Annotated in this window: 16 protein-coding genes; 8 read left to right on the top strand and 8 right to left on the bottom strand. The window is 66.4% G+C overall.

Features of this window, described 5'->3' with window-relative positions; all coding sequences use genetic code 11:
• Positions 1-6: 6 nt before the first annotated feature.
• Positions 7-654, bottom strand: a complete 648-nt coding sequence (locus tag J2T47_RS25660; RefSeq protein WP_253453086.1) for a TetR/AcrR family transcriptional regulator — start codon at positions 652-654, stop codon at positions 7-9.
• A gap of 64 nt (positions 655-718) precedes the next feature.
• Entirely contained in the window at positions 719-2,299 is a 1,581-nt protein-coding gene (locus tag J2T47_RS25655; protein ID WP_253453084.1) for a bifunctional 3-(3-hydroxy-phenyl)propionate/3-hydroxycinnamic acid hydroxylase, read from the bottom strand.
• Between the two features lie 264 nt (positions 2,300-2,563).
• Between J2T47_RS25655 and J2T47_RS25650 the strand changes: the two genes are divergently transcribed.
• Entirely contained in the window at positions 2,564-3,325 is a 762-nt protein-coding gene (locus J2T47_RS25650) for a DUF599 domain-containing protein (protein ID WP_253453082.1), read from the top strand.
• 66 nt (positions 3,326-3,391) lie between these two features.
• Here J2T47_RS25650 and J2T47_RS25645 read toward each other — a convergent pair whose 3' ends face one another.
• A complete protein-coding gene (locus J2T47_RS25645; protein ID WP_138216606.1) occupies positions 3,392-3,613 on the bottom strand; it encodes a hypothetical protein in 222 nt (73 codons plus the stop codon).
• 161 nt (positions 3,614-3,774) lie between these two features.
• Between J2T47_RS25645 and J2T47_RS25640 the strand changes: the two genes are divergently transcribed.
• The 5 genes from J2T47_RS25640 (at position 3,775) to J2T47_RS25620 (ending at position 8,795) form a co-directional block, all read left to right on the top strand.
• The gene (locus tag J2T47_RS25640) at positions 3,775-4,248 is read left to right on the top strand and encodes a PaaI family thioesterase (RefSeq protein WP_253453080.1); all 474 of its coding nucleotides are present in this window, start codon (positions 3,775-3,777) and stop codon (positions 4,246-4,248) included.
• Complete coding sequence (locus J2T47_RS25635) at positions 4,245-4,691, top strand: PaaI family thioesterase (protein WP_253453078.1); 447 nt, start codon at positions 4,245-4,247, stop codon at positions 4,689-4,691. The genes J2T47_RS25640 and J2T47_RS25635 overlap by 4 nt, the downstream gene beginning before the upstream one ends.
• Entirely contained in the window at positions 4,692-5,936 is a 1,245-nt protein-coding gene (locus tag J2T47_RS25630; protein ID WP_253453076.1) for an MFS transporter, read from the top strand.
• Positions 5,937-6,085: 149 nt separating this feature from the next.
• Positions 6,086-7,984 (top strand): molecular chaperone HtpG, encoded by a 1,899-nt coding sequence (gene htpG / locus J2T47_RS25625; RefSeq protein ID WP_253453074.1) that lies wholly within the window; start codon positions 6,086-6,088, stop codon positions 7,982-7,984.
• Positions 7,985-8,063: 79 nt separating this feature from the next.
• Entirely contained in the window at positions 8,064-8,795 is a 732-nt protein-coding gene (locus J2T47_RS25620; protein WP_253453072.1) for a dienelactone hydrolase family protein, read from the top strand.
• Between the two features lie 41 nt (positions 8,796-8,836).
• Here J2T47_RS25620 and J2T47_RS25615 read toward each other — a convergent pair whose 3' ends face one another.
• The 5 genes from J2T47_RS25615 to J2T47_RS25595 all read right to left on the bottom strand — a co-directional run bounded on the left by J2T47_RS25615 (position 8,837) and on the right by J2T47_RS25595 (position 15,279).
• Complete coding sequence (locus J2T47_RS25615) at positions 8,837-10,117, bottom strand: cytochrome c (RefSeq protein ID WP_253453070.1); 1,281 nt, start codon at positions 10,115-10,117, stop codon at positions 8,837-8,839.
• On the bottom strand, positions 10,114-12,351 hold the full coding sequence (locus tag J2T47_RS25610; RefSeq protein WP_253453068.1) for a xanthine dehydrogenase family protein molybdopterin-binding subunit: 2,238 nt from the start codon (positions 12,349-12,351) through the stop codon (positions 10,114-10,116). Before J2T47_RS25610 ends, J2T47_RS25615 begins: the two co-directional genes overlap by 4 nt.
• A complete protein-coding gene (locus J2T47_RS25605) occupies positions 12,348-12,839 on the bottom strand; it encodes a (2Fe-2S)-binding protein (protein ID WP_253453066.1) in 492 nt (163 codons plus the stop codon). The genes J2T47_RS25610 and J2T47_RS25605 overlap by 4 nt, the downstream gene beginning before the upstream one ends.
• A 173-nt stretch (positions 12,840-13,012) precedes the next feature.
• Entirely contained in the window at positions 13,013-14,266 is a 1,254-nt protein-coding gene (gene fucP, locus J2T47_RS25600) for an L-fucose:H+ symporter permease (RefSeq protein ID WP_253453064.1), read from the bottom strand.
• A gap of 146 nt (positions 14,267-14,412) precedes the next feature.
• Entirely contained in the window at positions 14,413-15,279 is an 867-nt protein-coding gene (locus tag J2T47_RS25595; protein WP_253453062.1) for a pirin family protein, read from the bottom strand.
• Between the two features lie 130 nt (positions 15,280-15,409).
• Here J2T47_RS25595 and J2T47_RS25590 point away from each other — a divergent pair, with 130 nt between their 5' ends.
• Together J2T47_RS25590 and J2T47_RS25585 are read left to right on the top strand one after the other, a co-directional pair.
• Positions 15,410-15,883, top strand: a complete 474-nt coding sequence (locus tag J2T47_RS25590) for a DUF3859 domain-containing protein (protein WP_151186696.1) — start codon at positions 15,410-15,412, stop codon at positions 15,881-15,883.
• A gap of 305 nt (positions 15,884-16,188) precedes the next feature.
• Entirely contained in the window at positions 16,189-18,150 is a 1,962-nt protein-coding gene (locus J2T47_RS25585; RefSeq protein ID WP_253453060.1) for a DUF1302 domain-containing protein, read from the top strand.
• The last annotated feature ends 5 nt before the right edge of the window (positions 18,151-18,155 follow it).

Below are 18,155 nucleotides of genomic sequence, written 5' to 3'. Positions count from 1 at the left end.
GCGCCTTCAGTCGCCCTGCGGCAAGGGCAGGGCGGCTATCTTCGCGGCCTTGGCGGGCGTGGCGCCCAGCGCGCGCAGGAGCATTTCGCTGAGCAGGATGTCCTGGCCCTCCGGCGCGCGGCCTTCGAGACTGGCGCGGATGGCACCGGTGGCGCCGGCGATCACCAGGTCCAGGGCGAGGTCTTCGTTGGCATAGCTGAGCACGCCTTCGGCCAGGCCGCCGCGCAGGTCTTCGCGGACATGGTTGGCCAGCGTGGAGTGCATGGCCTGGTCGTAGTGGATGACCCGCAGCAGCGCACTGGCCCATTGCGGGTTGGCCTGGGCGTGCAGGACGAACATGCGCACGCCGATGGCCAGGCGCCGCGAGCCGCTGGCGATGCCGACGCTGAGCTGGCTGATGGTCTCGGAGAACTCGCCGGCCAGCGAGATGCCCACGGCTTCGGCCAGCTCCTCGCGGGTCTTGAAGTAGTTGTAGATGGTGCCGGTGGACACCTGCGCCTCGGCGGCCAGGTCCTGGAACACCGTGGCCGCGATGTCCTGCCGGGCGAACACCCGCAGGGCCGCATCGAGCAGGCTCTGGCGGGTACGGGCGCGCTTCTTGTGGCCACGGGTGAGCGGTTCGCTGTGGTCTTCGCGGGGGTCGCGGTCGGTCATGGCGGTCATTCGTCTGCGGAGCTGCGGCGATGATACGGGATGCCCATGGCCGACCGGTACCCGCTCAGGCGCGCAGCAGCGCGTGGCAGTGGCGCAGCATGTCGGCGGCCTGTTCGGGCCTGCCCTGGTGCATGATGATGCGGTCCGGGCGTACCACCGCCAGCGCCGGATCCGGCCAGGACGCCAGCAGGGAGCCGTCCAGCGTCTCGGCGAGGTCCGCTCGGCTGTCGTCGCGGGCATGGCCAATCTGCAGGAAGCTGCCGCCCAGGTCGAGCCATTGTTGTTGCTGCGCCGCATCCAGCCAGCGGCGCGGGTCGGTGCCCAGGCCGACCAGTTGCAGACGGTCGCCCAGCAGCTGGTCGCTCAGGCAGATGCGCCCGGCGTTGCGCACCCAGCCCTGGGGGAACAGCCCGCCGCTGACCAGCCGGGCCCGTCGCGGGCTGCGCACGAACAGCCCGTTGCGGAAACGGTGCTTCGGCTTGATGTCCAGCTCTTCTAAATGCCGCCGCGCCGCCGGGATCAGTCGCAGCGCCTTCATCAAACCATGGATCAGCGTGGCGGCCAGGGCGTTGCCGGGCATCACCAGGCGGCCCATGAGCTTGGCCAGGTCGATCATCTCCCGCGCGTGGGGCTGCCGCTCCTGGTCGTAGCTGTCGAGTATCCGCGGCGTGGCACGCCCCTGCAGGACCCAGGAGAGTTTCCAGGCGAGATTGGCCACGTCGCGCAAACCGGCCACCAGGCCCTGGCCGACGAAGGGCGGGGTAATGTGTGCGGCGTCGCCGACGAGGAACACCCGGCCCAGCTGGAAGCGCTCGCAGCAGCGGGCGTGGAAGCGGTACACCGCCTTGCGCTCGATGGTCAGTTGCTGCGGCTCGATCCACGGCGCCAGCAGGGTGCGGATGCGCTCCTGGTCCTCCATCTCGTCGCGGCTTTCACCGGGGCGCAGCATGAACTCCCAGCGCTCGCGGCCACCGGGGGCGGGCATGTGCGGCGTCGGCCGGCGGTGGTCGCAGAGGAATTCGACATGGTCGATGGCCTTGCCCTGGCGCGCTCCGGCATCGACGATCAGCCAGTCCTCGGAATAGCTCTGGCCGTTGAACTCCTGGCCGATCAGCCCACGCACCCGCGAGCTGGCGCCGTCTGCGCCGACCAGATAGCGGCAGCGCAGCGGGTGCAGCGCGCCGGCTTCATCGCGCAGGGTGGCGTTGACGCCGCTGTCGTCCTGGGTGAACTCCTGCAGCTCCAGGCCTCCCCGCCAGCGCAGGTTGCCGTAGTGCCGGGCCTGCCGACGCATCGCCTGCTCCAGGTCCGGCTGGTAGAAGGTCACCAGCTTGTGGTGGCCGTCGATGCGGCCGCTGGTGTTGGCCTGGCCGAACTGGCCGACGATGGGGCAGTGCATCTTCACCTGGGGGATGACCACGGTCTCGAAGGCATCTTCCTCCAGCCCGGCGAGCTGGAGGATGCGCAGCGCTTCGTTGTCCAGGGCGATGGCGCGCGGCATCGGCAGGATGTCGTGGGCCTTGTCGATCACCAGGGCGTCCACGCCATAGCGGCCCAGCAGGGAAGCCAGCGTCGCGCCGACCGGGCCATTGCCGATCACCAGAACGTCGACCGATTCGGGGAGGAGCTCATTGTTGTTATGCATTGGGAGTTCCGCAGCCAGAAAGTGGGCCCGGATTTCGCTGATCCGGGTGCAGCGGAATCTAGCAAAAATGACGATAACGTCAATATTGGTATTTTATTCAGAAATATTCCTGGTCCGCTCGAGGCCCTCGACAGGCAAGGCGGCAGGTGGGGCTCAAAGGGAGAAGGCGTTGCTCGCGGCAGCGGATTTCGTGTCCTGACGGTAGGATCTGGCGTCTATCGGCTGCGTACTGACTTCATTCCGTCTCGAATCGCAAGGAAATCCATGACCGACGTCGTCGACCTGTTCGACATCCAGTACTTCTGGAACCTGCTCGCCATGCTCTGGTTCCTCTTCTGCTGGATCGGCTACACCCGCTACGCCAAGACCAAGGCCCGCGACACCGCGTGCCTGGCCAGCGTGCTGCACCTCTACCGCCAGGACTGGATGCGCCGCGTGCTGCTGCGCGACAACCGCGTGGCGGATGCCAGCGTGATCGGCAACCTGGAGCGCAACGCTTCGTTCTTCGCTTCCAGCACCCTGATCATCCTGGCCGGCATCCTCACCTTGCTGGGTTCGGCCGAGCGCACGATCTCGGTGCTGGCCGACCTGCCTTTCGTCACGGCGCCGACCCGTGGCCTGTCGGAGCTCAAGCTGCTGTGCCTGGCGGTGGTGTTCGTCTACGCCTTCTTCACCTTCAGCTGGTGCATGCGCCAGTACAACTTCGCGGCGGTGCTGATCGGCTCGGCGCCCATGGTGGGGGAGCGCAACGTCGGCGAGCTGGAGCGCAAGTCCTTTGCCGAGCGCGCGGCGCGCGTGGTGTCGCTGGCGGCGCACCAGTTCAACCAAGGGTTGCGGACCTATTACTTCGCCCTGGCCATGCTGGCCTGGTTCATCAACCCGTGGATCTTCATGCTGGTGACCGCGGGCGTGGTGGGCGTGCTGTACCAGCGCGAATTCCACTCCAGCGTGCTCCACGTGATGGTCTACACGCCGACGCTGCAGGGCGACGCGCCTCGGGACAACGACATTCCCCCCAGCGGCTGACCGGCTGCCGGCAGAAACGACAAGGCCCGCCATAGGCGGGCCTTGTACTGTGCGGCGGAAGCGCTGTTACTGCTGCTTCTGCTCGCCGGCGGGCTCCTGCGGCGCGGTGGCCGGGGCAGCCGGAGCAGCCGGGGCGGCTTCAGGTGCCGGCGGGGTGGTCGGCGCCGGAGTTGCCGGCTGCTCGGTCGCGGCGGGGGCGGCCGGCGCTTTCGGCTCTTCTTTCTTGTCGCAGGCGGCAAGGCCGAGACCGGCAACGATCAGCAGAGCGAAGGGAAGGGTTTTTTTCATGCGGAGCCTCCATGTGCGGCTTTCCTGGTGTTAGCCCTTTGAACCGACGTTGTGTGAATTAGTTCAACGAATATTCCGCAGGCCCTGTAATCCATCACTGCAGGAGTGACAACGCACGGGGTATGATGCGGCCCCGTGCAGTCGATCGGTCGACCCCTCCCATGTCCGAAAACCCACTCCTGGAGCGCGCCCAACGCTTCCTTTCGGCGCTGCGCCACTGCCAGTTGCTGGGCATCAGCGCACAAGCGGCGGACGCTTCCGGCCTGACCCTGCGGCTTCCCTACAGCGAGGCCATCGTCGGCAATCCGGAAACCGGCGTGATCCACGGTGGTGCCATTACCACGCTGATGGACACCACCTGCGGCATCTCCACCGTCTGCGTGCTGCCGCAGTTCGAGATCTGCCCGACCCTGGACCTGCGCATCGACTACATGCACCCGGCCCAGCCGCACAAGGACGTCTACGGATTCGCCGAGTGCTACCGGGTCACCCCGAACATCATCTTCACCCGCGGCTACGCCTACCAGGACGACCCCTCGGAGCCCATCGCCCACGTAGTCGGTACCTTCATGCGCATGGGCAAGGCGGTGTCCGCCGGCACTGTGAAGCGCGACGTCGACGGAGGCCAGGGATGACCGCGGTGAGCATCGAGGCGATGGTGCGCGAGGCGCACGAGAGCAAGAACTACGAGCCGCTGTTGGAGATGATCCCCTACGCCCGGCTGCTCGGCATCCGCTGCCTGCGCCTGGGCGACGACGCGATCTTCCACCTGCCGGCCAACCCGGACAACATCGGCAACCCGACGCTGCCGGCCCTGCATGGCGGGGTGATCGCCGGCTTCATGGAGCAATCGGCGCTGCTGCACCTGCTGATGTTCATGGGCATCCCGCACATGCCCAAGATCATCGACTTTTCCATCGATTACCTGCGCGCCGGGCATTTCCGCGATACCTACGCGCAATGCCAGGTCTGGCGCCAGGGCCGGCGCGTGGCCAACGTCGCCATCACCGCCTGGCAGACCACCCGAACCGAGCCCATCGCCACCGCCCGTGCGCACTTCAAGGTCGACGGCGCCTGAATGGACACGCTGCTGATCCTGCTCGGACTGCTGCTGATCCTTGCCGGATACGTCTGGCTGATCGCCCGCGCCTTCGAGCGCAGCCTGTTCTGGGGTCTGGCCAGCATGCTGCCGCCGCTGGCGCTGCTGTTCGTCCTGGTCCACTGGCGCCAGGCCCGCAGTGCCGTCGCCCTCGGAGGACTGGGCTGCATTCCGCTGGTGGTCGGCCTGACCCTGCTGGCCAGCCACGATAGTGCGCGCCTGGAGGCCATCCTGCGCCTGGACTGGCTGAAGTCCGAGCCGGCGGTGAAGCCTGAACTGGCCATCGACCTGCGGGGCGAGCTCAATGGCAAACCCTTCGTACCCGAGCAGGCCGAGTTCATCGATGGCGTGCTCAGCCTGCGCGAAGGGCAGGACTTCTACGCCCACCGCGAAGTCCAGGTGCGCCTGGTTGCGCCGGTCAGCGGCCCGGTCCGGCTCGACGTGCTGCCTGACGACAAGGGCCGCCTGCCGGAAATCGAAGTCAGCTGGCTCGCGCCAGGCCAGGACCTGCCCGAGGCGGTACGCCTGCAGCGTGGCTACAGTCTGCACCTGGACCTGACGCCCAAGGCCCCCAACCGCCTGGAAGGCGCTTTCCACCTGGTCCTGCCGGCCCAGATGCAGACCACGCTGTCGGGCAGTATCGAAGTCTTCACGGATCGGCTGCGCTACGTCGGCGGCGAAGTGGATACCCGCTTCGATTCCCGCGATACCTTGCGCTACGTACTGCAGGACTACCTGCAGCGCCGTTTCGCCCGGCGTGATGTCACCATCAGCCGGCTGCCGACCCTGGATACCCAGCGGGCTTCCCAGGAGGTCCCGCTGACCGTCGAAATGGACGGCGAGTCGCAGGATCTGCAGGTGGAACTGGAGAAGAGTCCGACCCGCGGCTGGGGCGTACGTGGCGACCGCTATCCGCGATTGAAGGCGGCAAGCGTCTCCGTGGCGGCGGTTCCGCTTCCTGCTCCCGCCACGGCCAGCACGTCGGCGCCGGTGGCAACGGAAAGCGGCCGCTTGTCCCTGGAGCGCCTGCTGGCCGCCCCCCAGCGCTACGTCAACCGCAGCATGCGCGTGACCACCGAGCGTGGGCGCACCGCCGAGGGCGTCTTCGTTGGTCTGAATGCCGACGGCCGTGTGGTCATTCGTCGGGTCATCGAGGGGCCGGGCGAGGCCAGCTACACGCTGCGCCCCGGCGAAATCACTGATATCGAGTTGCCGGCGCGCTGACCATCCGCCGGCGCTCTGCCGCCTTGCCGACGATGTGCCTGCAATGTGCCGACGATTTTTCGCCAACCCCTTGAATTGGTTCGCGAAGCCCCCATCTCGCTGACATCGGCCGCATGACGCGGCATTTGTCATCCTCGGAGCGAGAAACAATGAGCGCGGAGACTCAAAAAGAAACACTGGGCTTCCAGACCGAAGTGAAGCAGCTGCTTCACCTGATGATTCATTCCCTGTATTCGAACAAGGAAATCTTCCTTCGCGAACTGATTTCCAACGCCTCCGACGCCGCCGACAAGCTGCGGTTCGAAGCCCTGGCCAAGCCGGAGCTGCTCGAAGGCGGCGCCGAGCTGAAAATCCGTGTGAGCTTCGACAAGGACGCCAAGACCGTCACCCTCGAAGACAACGGCATCGGCATGAGCCGCGAGGAAGTCATCGCGCACCTGGGCACCATCGCCAAGTCCGGCACCGCCGACTTCCTGAAGAACCTGTCCGGTGACCAGAAGAAGGATTCCCACCTGATCGGTCAGTTCGGCGTGGGCTTCTATAGCGCCTTCATCGTCGCCGACAAGGTCGACGTGTTCACCCGCCGCGCCGGTGCCCCGGCCAGCGAGGGCGTGCACTGGTCGTCGAAAGGCGAGGGCGAATTCGATGTGGCGAGCATCGACAAGGCCGAACGCGGCACCCGCATCGTCCTGCACCTGAAGGACGGCGAAGACGAGTTCGCCGACGGCTGGCGCCTGCGCAACATCGTCAAGAAGTACTCCGACCACATCGCGCTGCCCATCGAGCTGCCGAAAGAGGCTGCTGGCGAAGACGCCCCGGCCGAGACCGAGTGGGAAGTGGTCAACCGCGCCAGCGCCCTGTGGACCTGTCCGCGCACCGAGGTGAAGGACGAGGAATACCAGGAGTTCTACAAGCACATCGCCCATGACTTCGAGAACCCGCTGACCTGGAGCCACAACAAGGTCGAGGGCAAGCTCGAGTACACCTCGCTGCTGTACGTCCCGGCGCGCGCGCCGTTCGACCTGTACCACCGCGAGGCCCCGCGCGGCCTGAAGCTGTACGTGCAGCGCGTGTTCATCATGGACCAGGCCGACCAGTTCCTGCCGCTGTACCTGCGCTTCATCAAGGGCGTGGTGGACTCCAACGACCTGTCGCTGAACGTCTCCCGCGAGATCCTGCAGTCCGGCCCCATCGTCGACTCGATGAAGTCGGCGCTGACCAAGCGTTCCCTGGACATGCTGGAGAAGCTGGCGAGCAACGACGCCGAAGCCTACAAGGGCTTCTGGAAGAACTTCGGCCAGGTGCTGAAGGAAGGCCCGGCCGAGGACTTCGCCAACAAGGACAAGATCGCCGGCCTGCTGCGCTTCTCCTCCACCAGCGACGAGAGCGGCGAGCAGAGTGTTTCCCTGGCCGACTACATCAGTCGCCTGAAGGAAGGCCAGGACAAGATCTACTACCTCACCGGCGAAAGCTTCGCCCAGGTGAAGAACAGCCCGCACCTGGAAGTCTTCCGCAAGAAAGGCATCGAAGTGCTGCTGCTCACCGACCGTATCGACGAGTGGCTGATGAGCTACCTGCCGGAGTTCGACGGCAAGCAACTGGTCGACGTCGCCCGTGGTGACCTGGACCTGGGCAGCCTGGATTCCGACGAGGACAAGAAGGCCCAGGAAGAGATCGCCAAGGCGAAGGAAGGCCTGGCCGAGCGCCTGAAGGCCGCGCTGGGCGATGAAGTCGCCGAGGTGCGCGTGTCCCACCGCCTGACCGATTCGCCGGCGATCCTCGCCATCGGCGAACAGGACCTGGGCCTGCAGATGCGCCAGATCCTCGAGGCCAGCGGGCAGAAGGTGCCGGAAGCCAAGCCGATCTTCGAGTTCAACCCGGCCCACCCGCTGATCGAGAAGCTCGATGCGGAAGCCGACGAAGACCGCTTCGGCGAGCTGACCCACATCCTCTTCGACCAGGCCGCCCTGGCCGCGGGGGACAGCCTGAAGGACCCGGCGGCTTATGTGCGCCGCCTGAACAAGCTGCTGGTGGAGCTTTCCGCCTAAGCTCGAAGCAGAAGCAAAGCCCGCCTCGGCGGGCTTTGTGTTTCTCCACTCCTGAAAACAGTGACAAGGGGAATACCCGATGAGTCAGATCAGCGTGCAACCCGTCGCCTACAGCGTCGATGGCCAGGCCTTCGAAGGCCAGTTGGTATTCGATGCTTCCAGCGCTGCGCCGCGTCCCGGCCTGCTGATGGCGCCGAACTGGATGGGCGTCAGCCAGGGCGCCCTGGACACCGCCCGCAAGGTCGCCGAGCGCGGCTACGTGGTGCTGGTGGCCGACCTCTACGGCAAGGATGTGCGTCCCAATGGCCCGGACCAGGCACTCGCTGCCATGATGCCGCTGAAGAATGACCGCTCGCTGCTGCGCAAACGCATGCAGGGCTCGCTCAAGGCGCTGCTGGAGCAGGCCGGCAAGGCCCCGCTGGATACCGCGAAGCTGGCCACCTTCGGCTTCTGCTTCGGCGGCTGCTGCTCCCTGGAGCTGGCCCGCGACGGCGCTCCAGTGGCCGCCGCCGTTTCCTTCCACGGTACCCTGGATACGCCGAACCCGGCGGACGCGAAGAACATCAAGGGCGCGGTGCTGGTTCTCGACGGCGCCATCGACCCGCTGGTGCCGCGCGAGCAGTTGGGCGAGTTCGCCAGGGAAATGACCGAAGCCAAGGTCGACTGGGCCCTGACCAGCTACGGCGGCGCTGCGCATTCCTTCACCGACCCGCATGCCCAGGTCCCGGGCAAGATGCAGTACGACGCCAAGGTGGCGCGCCGCGCCTTCGCCGCGATGTTCGACCTGCTGGACGAACGTTTCGGCGCCTGACCGGGTCGGGGGAGGGCATGTCGTCACTCCCCCTGCCGGACTCAACGCAGCTTGGCCACCTTGAACTCCAGGTCCGGCCAGGCTGGCAGGCCGGCGAAGTCCTCCCGGAGAAAACGCGCCAGTGCGATGATCTGTTCATTGTTCAGGCTGTTGCGGAAGGCCGGCATGAAGCCCAGCTCCGGCCGAGCCGGATCGCCGATGCCGTCGAGGATCACCCGCAGCAGGTTGTTCGGCGTGGGCGCATACAGGTTGTCGCTGACCGCCAGCGATGGCCGCACACCGTTGAGCTTCGGGCTGTCGCCGTCATGGTGGCAGGCCATGCAGGCGCCATTGAATAGCCGTCCACCGCTGCCACTGACGGGCTGCAGCGTGCCGTAGGTGCGCTGCTCCAGTTCAGCTGCCCGCTGCTCCGGCGAGAAGTCGCCGGTTTGCTCCGGGAGGAAGGTCGCGAGGTAGCGCGCCATGGCCTGCAGGTCTGCTTCCGGTTGCTGCGTGAGCCCGGCGGCCACCGGTGCCATCGGGCCGGCGGCGGCGCCGTGGTATCGCGAGAAACCATCGCGCAAATAGTCGTACAGCGTCGCCTGGGTCCAGGCAATGGCTGGCTTGCTGCTGTCATTGAGCGGCGGCACCTGCCAGCCGTCCAACGTTGCGCCGGCGAAGCGATCCTTGCCGGTGCGCTCGGCGCCCAGCGCGTTGCGCGGCGTGTGACAAGCACTGCAATGGCCCAGCCCTTCCACCAGATAGGCACCACGATTCCACGCGGCATCGCGCTGCGGCTGCGGTTGGAAAACGCCCTTGTCGAAGAACAGGAAGTTCCAGCCCGCCATGATCCGACGCTGGTTGTAGGGGAAGGGCAGGCGATTGTCCGGTGTCTCCGTTTCGATCGTCGGGCGGCTCATCAGGTAGGCGTAGAGGTCGCGCAGGTCTTCGTCGCCGACGCGGGTGAAGGCGGTGTACGGGAAGGCCGGGTAGAGGTACTCGCCCTCACGCGAGATGCCTTCGCGCATCGCCCTCTTGAAAGCCTCGAAGGACCAGACGCCGATACCGGTATTGCGGTCCGGGGTCAGGTTGCTGGTATAGAGCGTGCCGAAGGGGGTAACCATGGCGCGGCCCCCCGTCAGTGCTGCGCCGCCATCGCGGGTGTGACACGCCGCGCAGTCGCCGAGGGCTGCCAGCCGTTTTCCGCGGGCGATGGACTCGGCGCTGAAGCTGTCGGGAGCCGGCGGGTCGATCGGCGCGATGCCTGGTTGCCCGGTGGCGATCAGGCCCGTCACGGCGAGTATGGCCAGCCCGCCGATAACGGCCAGTGCAGTCTTGTTCATGACGGTTGCTTCTCCTGCAGGGCGGCGCGAACCCGCTCCGGGGTGAACGGAGGCCGGGTGAAGCGCACGCCGGTGGCGTCGTACAGGGCGTTGGCGATAGCAGCGGCGCTGGGCACCGAGGTGGACTCGCCTGCCCCCAGCGGCGGGGTGCCGGGGCGGTCGAGCAGCAGCGCGCTGATCTTCGGTACCTGGGCAAACCCGAGGATCGGATAGCCACCCCATTCGAGACTGGTGACACCGCTGCGGTCGAAGGTCGAGTACTCCATCAGCGCCCGGCTGGTGGCCTGGATCACGTTGCCGTGGACCTGATGGCGCACGCCGTCGGGGTTGACCATCTGCCCGCAGTCCTGTCCGACATGGACATCGGTCACGCGGACGGCGCCGGTGTGCGGTTCGACCTCGACGTCGACGATCCAGGCGGCCCAGGCTGAGCCGAACCCCGGAAAGTCGCTGTGGAAGTAGCGCGCATAGGCGAAGCCGCGGCCGACCAGCAGGTTGCCCTGGCGGGCTTGTGGGTTGGGGGCGGCACGTGGCTGCCAGTGGGCGGCGGTGGCCAGCGCGTTGATGAGCGCAGCCGCGCGCTCGTCGTGCAGGTAGCGCAGGCGGAACTCGATGGGGTCGGCGCCGGCCATCTGCGCCAGTTCGTCGATGTAGGACTCGTGGGCGAAGACGTTGGGCAATGCCGACACGCCGCGTATCCACGACGCGCGGACGATGGGCGCGGCGTCGTTGCAGACCACGCGCAGGTGCGGATAGGCATACTGAGGCACGGCGGTGCGGTCGCCCATGCGGGTCACCTGGGGCTTCGCGTCCACCCGCGAGGTGAGCAGCAACGCCAGGTTGATGCCGTTGTTGGAGGGATAGCAGGTGGCGAAGTCATAGGCCGCCACGTTGCCGTCCTTGTCCAGCCCGCCACGGACTTCGATCAGTTGCGCCGAGCCCTTGGGTTCCCAGCCGTGCTCCTGTTCGCGCATCAATTGCACACGCACCGGACGGCCCACTGCCAGGGCCAGCAGGGCGGCGTCGGCGGCCACGTCATCGGCGCAGTTGCGCCCGTAGCAGCCGGAGGCCTCCATCCGGATGACTTCGACCTGCTCGGGCCGCATGCCCAGCAGGGTCACCAGGTCGGCGCGCAGGTCATGAGGGTTCTGGCTGCCGGACCAGACCTTGATCACGTCGCGCTCCACATTCGCCAGCGCACAGGAGGGGCCGATAGAGGCGTGCTGCTGGTAGGGCCAGACGTAGGTGCGCTGCAAGGGGCGCTCTACATGCCTGAGCAGGTCGTCCATCTGCGCGTCATCGTGCAGCATGCGTGGCTGCTTGGGGTGGGCGCGCAGGGTGGCTTCCAGGTCTTCGAGGCCCAGCGGTGGCAGGTCGCTCCAGCTCTTCCAGCGCACTTTCAGCTCGCGGGCAATGCGGATCGCCTGTTCCTCGCGCTCGGCTATCACGCCGATGAAGTCGCCGATCACCACCAGGCGGACGAAACCGGGCAGGTGTGACACGGACTGCTCATCGACTTCCAGCCGGCTCCTGCCCAGGGGGGCGTTGACGTCGGCGCCGGTGTACGGCGGGCGTACGACGCGGCCGTGGAGCATGCCCGGCAGACGCATATCGTGCACGTAGGTCAGCCCGCCGGTGACCTTGGCCGGAATATCCAGCCGCGGCGCCGAATGGCCCACCACCCGGTATTCGCTGTGCGGTTTGAGTGGTGCGCTGGCATCGATCTTCAGTTCGAAGCGCTCGCCGCGCAGCAGCTCGCCGTAACCGATGCGCCGGGCCGGTTTGCGCCGGTCGAAGACTTCACCCTCAGTGCAGTCGAGTTGACGGATGTCGATCTTCAGGGCCTGTGCCGCGCGCTGCATCAGGAACTCCCGCGCTTCGGCAGCGGCGCGGCGCAGCGGAATGGCACTGACCTGGATGCTGGAGCTGGCGATGGTCGGCCCCTGGTCGGGGGTATAGCGAGTGTCGCCCAGCAGCAGGGTCACCTGCCCGATGGCGACGTTCAGCTCCTCGGCGACAATCTGGCTCAGAGCAGTGCGGATACCGGTGCCGAGGTCGACATGGCCGCACGCCGCGGTGATCGTGCCGTTGGCGGCGATGGCGATGAAGCTGTCGACCTGGTCCAGCGGCAGTGTTGCGTCGGTGCCCCCTGCGAACAAAGGGCGCGGCAGCTGCACGCTGACCAGCAGCACGCCGCCGGCCTTGAGGAAGTTGCGGCGGCTGAGCGGGGTCATGGCGGGTTCCCCTGACCGTCATCGGTGCTGCGGCCGGCGGCCCGTCTCACCGCATTGAGGATTTCAACATGGGTGCCGCAGCGGCACAGGTTGTAGGCCAGCTCCTGGCGAATCTGCGCATCGCTCGGGTTGGGATGCCGGGCGAGCAGGGCGGCGCTGGTCATGATCATGCCGTTGGTGCAGTAGCCGCACTGTGCGGCCTGCTCGTCGATGAAGGCCTGCTGGACCGGGTGCGGGGCCTCCAGCGTGCCGAGGCCTTCCAGGGTGGTGATCGGGCGTCCGACGGCTGCCGAGACCGGCGTGATGCAGGAACGGGTGGCGACGCCATCGAGGTGGACGGTGCAGGCGCCGCACTCGCCCAGGCCGCAGCCGAACTTGGGGCCGTTGAGCTGCAGGTCGTTGCGCAGGACGTAGAGCAGGGGCGTATCGGCTGCCACGGCGAGCTGCCGCGACTGGCCGTTGACGACCAGCGTGAGAGGGGCGTCCATGGGGTAGGCTCCTTCCTGAGAGAGTCATGCCGACACCCTGGCGCCGGCCGGGTGTAGGGAAAAGGAAGGAAGTCTTCGGGAGCAGCCTGATGCCAGCTAGGGCGAGCAGGCCGAAAGGACTGTAGGAATCAGGTGATAGGGGCACAGGTACGGCGCCCCGTCAGGAATCGGCGTCAGGCGTTGCCAGCGGGAACCGTGGAACGTTGATCGGCGCGGTAGCCTCGTGCGCCGAACCAGACGATGTACAGGTAGCACACCAAGGGTACGGCGAAGGAGGGCAGCAGGCCGATGCGATCGGCGAAGAAGGCCTGCACCAGCGGCATCACGGCGCCGCCGACGATGGCCATGCAGAGCAGGCCGGAACCCTTGCTGGTGAGGTTGCCCAGGCCTTCCAGAGCGAGGGAGAAGATGGTCGGGAACATGATCGAGTTGAACAGGCCGATGAGGATCAGCGCCCACATCGCCACGTGCCCGCCGACGCTCAGCGCGATGCCGATCAGCGCGGCGATGGCCACCGCGTTGAAGGCCAGCAGGCGGTTCGGAGCGATGGTGCGCATCAACGCGCTACCGATGAAGCGACCGACCATGGCGCCGCCCCAGTAGAAGGACAGGTACTTGCCGGCCTGGTCTGCCGGCAGCCCGGCGATGTCCGGCTGGCCCATCAGGCTGACCAGGTAGCTGCCGATGGACACCTCGGCACCGACATAGCAGAAGATCGCGATGACCCCGAACACCAGGTGGCGGTGGGCGAAGATCGACTGGCGCCCGGCCACGCCGTCGGTGGGGTCGCCATGGTGGATCTTTGGCAGGCGGAACAGGGCGATCAGTACGGCGATGGCGAACAGCAGGCCGGCCAGCACCAGGTAGGGCGTCTTTACCGAGTCCGCCTCGCTGGCGGCGGAGCTGCCGATCTGCGAGGCGGCGCCGGCGCCGATGGCGAGGATGGTCACCGACCCCACGAGCGGGCCGACCGTGGTGCCCAGGGAGTTGAAGGCCTGGGTCAGGTTCAGCCGGCTGGCGGCGGTGTGCGCCGGGCCGAGTATGTTCACGTAGGGGTTGGCCGCGACCTGCAGCAGGGTGATACCCGAGGCGAGGATGAACAGTGCGGCGAGGAAGAACGGGTAGGACTGCGAGCCGGCCGCCGGGTAGAACAACAGGCAGCCGATGCCGGCGGTGGCCAGGCCGACGATGATGCCGCTCTTGTAGCCGACCTTCTCCACCAGCCGCCCGGCGGGGAAGGACATGATGAAGTAGGCACCGAAGAAGCAGAACTGCACCAGCGAGGCTTCCACATAGGACAGGGTGAAGACCGCCTTGAGGTGTGGCACGAGGATGTCGTTCAGCGAAGTGATCAGGCCCCACATGAAGAACAGCAGGGTCAGCACGGTGAGGGCGCTGGTGTGGCGGTTGGCGGTCGACTGGTCCATCACGGACTCCTTGGGCCAGAAGTGGCGGGCTTGCCATCGGCAAGGGTTCGGGGCGCGCGATGCTGCGGTATTTCGCTGCGCGAGTCCTCGGGCATTCGCTGGTTTCGACTGCACGGCGGCGATTTATGATCGGTTTCTCTGCAGGGCTAACGCGGCAGCTCGATGCGTTCCTGCTCGCCCGGCACGCTCGGCCAGTCGCGGGCGGCCCAACGGGCTCGGGCGCTGTCGATCAGTTCGGGGGCGCTGGCGACGAAGTTCCAGTTCATCCGCCGCGGGCCGTCCAGCGCTGCGCCACCGATGATCACCGCGTGGCAGTCGCCGCAGGCGGAGAGGGTGAAGGTTTCTCCTTCGGGCAGTACCACCAACTGGTGCAGCGGCAGCGCTTCATCGTCCAGCAGCGCTTCGCCTTCGATCAGGTATAGCGCGCGCTCGGGGTGTTCGTCGGGGATCGCCAGGGTGGCGCCGGCGGCCAACTGCAGGTCGGCATAGAGCGTTTTCGAGCGCACCGGTACCGGCGACTCCAGGCAGAAGCCGGAGCCGGCGATCATGCGGATACGCACGCCCAGGCTTTCGCTCTCGGGCAGGCTGGCGCTGGCGTGGTGGCTGTAGCTGGGTTCGCAACCTTCCAGCTCGCGCGGCAGGGCCAGCCAGACCTGCAGACCGTGCAGGCGCGAGCCGCTGTGCAGCAGGTTGGCCGGGGTCCGCTCGACATGGGCGACGCCGTGCCCGGCGGTCATCCAGCTGACGTCGCCTGGCAGCACGAGCTGGTCCGAGCCGAGGCTGTCCTTGTGCTGTACCTGGCCTTCGAACAGGTAGGTGAGGGTGGACAGGCCGATGTGCGGGTGCTGGCGGATGTCCATGCCGTGCTGCGGCGCAAAGCTGCTCGCGAGCATGTGGTCGAAGAACACGAAGGGCCCGACACTGCGGCGCTGGGCCGAGGGCAGGGGCCGCAGGATAGGCACGCCCTCGACGTCTTCGGCGCGCGGGCGGATGGCTAGCAGGCTGTCGCTCATGATGGTGTCCAGTGGTCCGATCCACGCATGATAGACGCTTGGCGCCGCATCGCCCCGTACGGCGTCAAGCTGTCATCAGGCTGTCACGGCGATGTCATAGCCTCGCGCGGACCCCAACAAGGAGCGCGACATGTCCATTTCCCGCCTGCCAGCAGTCCTGGCTCTCTCCCTGACTTGTGCCTTCGCTTCCTCGGCTTTCGCCGAAGTGCGCGTCAACGGCCCGGTGGAGTACGGCGTCTTCGTCAGCAACTACAAGGATTACCAGCCCGGTGAGCGCGTGCTGACCAGCAGCAAGGAGCAACTGGAGTCCACGACCCGCGTTCCGGCCAAGCTGGGCACCAAGTTCGGCATGCGCTACCAGCTCAGCGGCAAGCAGGAAGGCGACACCCCGCTGACCCTGCTGTACTTCACCCCCGGCGTGGTGACCCCGGACGGCCAGCGCCACGACAAGCTGGAGGTCGTACAGAAACTGGTGGTGGGCGCGCCCACGGACGTGATGGCTTACCAGTTCACCGAGAACCACGAGGTGGTGCAGGGCCAGTGGCGCTTCATGGTGTTCCAGGGTGACCGCCTGCTGGCGGAGAAGACCTTCACTGTCGAATAAGTCTCGTTGTATGAAAGAGCCCGGCCATGTGCCGGGCTTTTCTTTGCCTGCTGAAAGACACGGATTACATCCTTTCCATTGGCAGGGGGGAAACAGTTTGTTACTTTGCCTGCACGATAGTCCCAACTCCCGGCGTGCAAGCAGAAGAGGAGAGGGAGCCAAAGCGCCCGCAAGCGCTCTGGCAGGAGTGTTACTGCACGGTGGCCCGGCTTGTCCGAGGTCGTCGGCAGCCGAGAAACGAATAAGAACAGCGCCGGCCGCAATGACCGGGGCGATAAATCTTGGCCATGGAGGTAATGCTGTCTATGAACAGTCGATTGGGTGCGCGTTCGTCCATTTTCTGGGCGCCGCGGCGGGCGGGGGCGGTGATGGGACTCTTGCCGCTGCTGGTGGCGGGGTCGGCTCAGGCCCTGGAGTTCAAGCTGGCCGAGAACGAGATCACCGGCTCGCTCGACAGCACGCTGTCCTACGGCGCCATGTGGCGCGTGCAGGGGCGCGACAAGAGCAACATCAGCGACATCAACGCCGACGACGGTAACCGCAACTTCGATACCGGCCTGGTTTCCCAGGTTTTCAAGCTCACCTCCGACCTCTCGGCCAAGTACCAGAACTACGGCCTGTTCATGCGTGGCACTGCCTATTACGACACGCAGATCATGGACAAGCGCAACGACTACTACGACACCACCAACGGCGTGGAGCGTCCCAGTCAGTCGTTCCCCCAGGACGATCACTTCACCGATGACACCCGCCACATCGCCGGGCGCAAGGCCGAACTGCTGGATGCCTACCTGTCCGGCAGCTGGGACGTCGCCGAGCACCCGCTGACCGGCCGTGTCGGCCGCCAGGTGCTGAACTGGGGCGAGGGCGTGTTCTACAGGGGTGGCATCAACACCATCAACCCGGTGGACGCCGCGCGCTTCCACCTGCCGGGCTCCGAACTCAAGGAAGTGCTGGTGCCGACCGAGGCGTTGAGCCTCAACTTCGGCCTCACCGACGACCTGTCCATGGAAGGCTTCTACCAGTGGAAGTGGAAGGAGACGCGCCTGGATTCGGTGGGCACCTACTTCTCCGACACCGACCTGTTCAGCGACGGCGGCAACACCGCCTACACCACCGAGGACAACCCGCTGATCAAGGAGCTGCTGGCCGGCTACCCGACCGTGGCGTCCCTCGGCCTGCTGGGCAATGGGCCGCACGGGCCGAACTCCTACCTGAACGCCAACACCGGCACCTTCAAGGTCGCCAACGTCGGCAAGGACATCGAAGCCAGCGACAGTGGCCAGTTCGGCGTGGCGTTCCGCTACATCGCCGAGGAACTGAACTCCACCGAGTTCGGTTTCTACTTCGTCAATTACCACGCCAAGGAGCCGCAGATTGCGGTCGACCTTCGCCGCTACCAGGGCGTCGACGTCGATTCGCTCAACGCGCTGCTCGGCCCGCTGGGCCTGGGCGAGGCCGTGCCGGGGCTGGCCACGCTGGACATGGCCAGCAACGCCGAAGCACGCCGTGACTACGTCGAAAACATCCGCATGTACGGCTTCAGCTTCAACACCACGCTGGGTGATGCCTCGGTTTCCGGTGAGATTGCCTACCGGCCGAACATGCCGATCAGCATCTCCGCCACCGACGACCTGCTGGGCGACCTGCTGACCCAGGGCGTACTCGGCCAGACCAACCTGTACGACGGCAACGTGGCGGCCGGCCAGGCCTGCGCCCCGGTGGCCGGCAAGCAGCTGTGTCGTGGTGAACTGTTCGAGAACTACGAGCGCGCCGAGACCTACAACATCTCGCTGTCGACCATCTACAACTTCGGCCCGCACCTGACCTTCGACTCCATGACCGGCGTGGCCGAGCTGGCTTCCGAGCATATCCGCGGCAGCAGCCTGGAATACACCGCCTGGGACGGCAGCAAGCGCAAGTTCGTCGGCGCCCAGGACAAGGCCTATGTCGGCGGCAACGGCGACGACGTGCAGATCAGCCGCGACAGCTACGGCTACACCCTGCTGCTCACCGGCAGCTGGAACGACGTCTACGCTGGGGTGAAGCTTTCGCCCTACGCCGTCTACCAGGAGGACTTCAGCGGCAACTCCGACCGCACCGGCAACTTCATCGAAGGCCGCAAGGCCTACACCCTCGGTATCGACGCCAGCTACCTGAACACCTTCGAGGTCGGCACCCAGTACACCAGCTACTACGGCGCCGGCTCCAGCAACTCCGCGCGCGATCGCGACAACGTCTCGATCACCGCGAAATACTCGTTCTGATCCGG

It is taken from the genome of Pseudomonas nitroreducens (assembly GCF_024170165.1).
Lineage (GTDB): Bacteria > Pseudomonadota > Gammaproteobacteria > Pseudomonadales > Pseudomonadaceae > Pseudomonas > Pseudomonas nitroreducens_C.
This window is presented reverse-complemented; position numbering and strand designations above follow the sequence as displayed.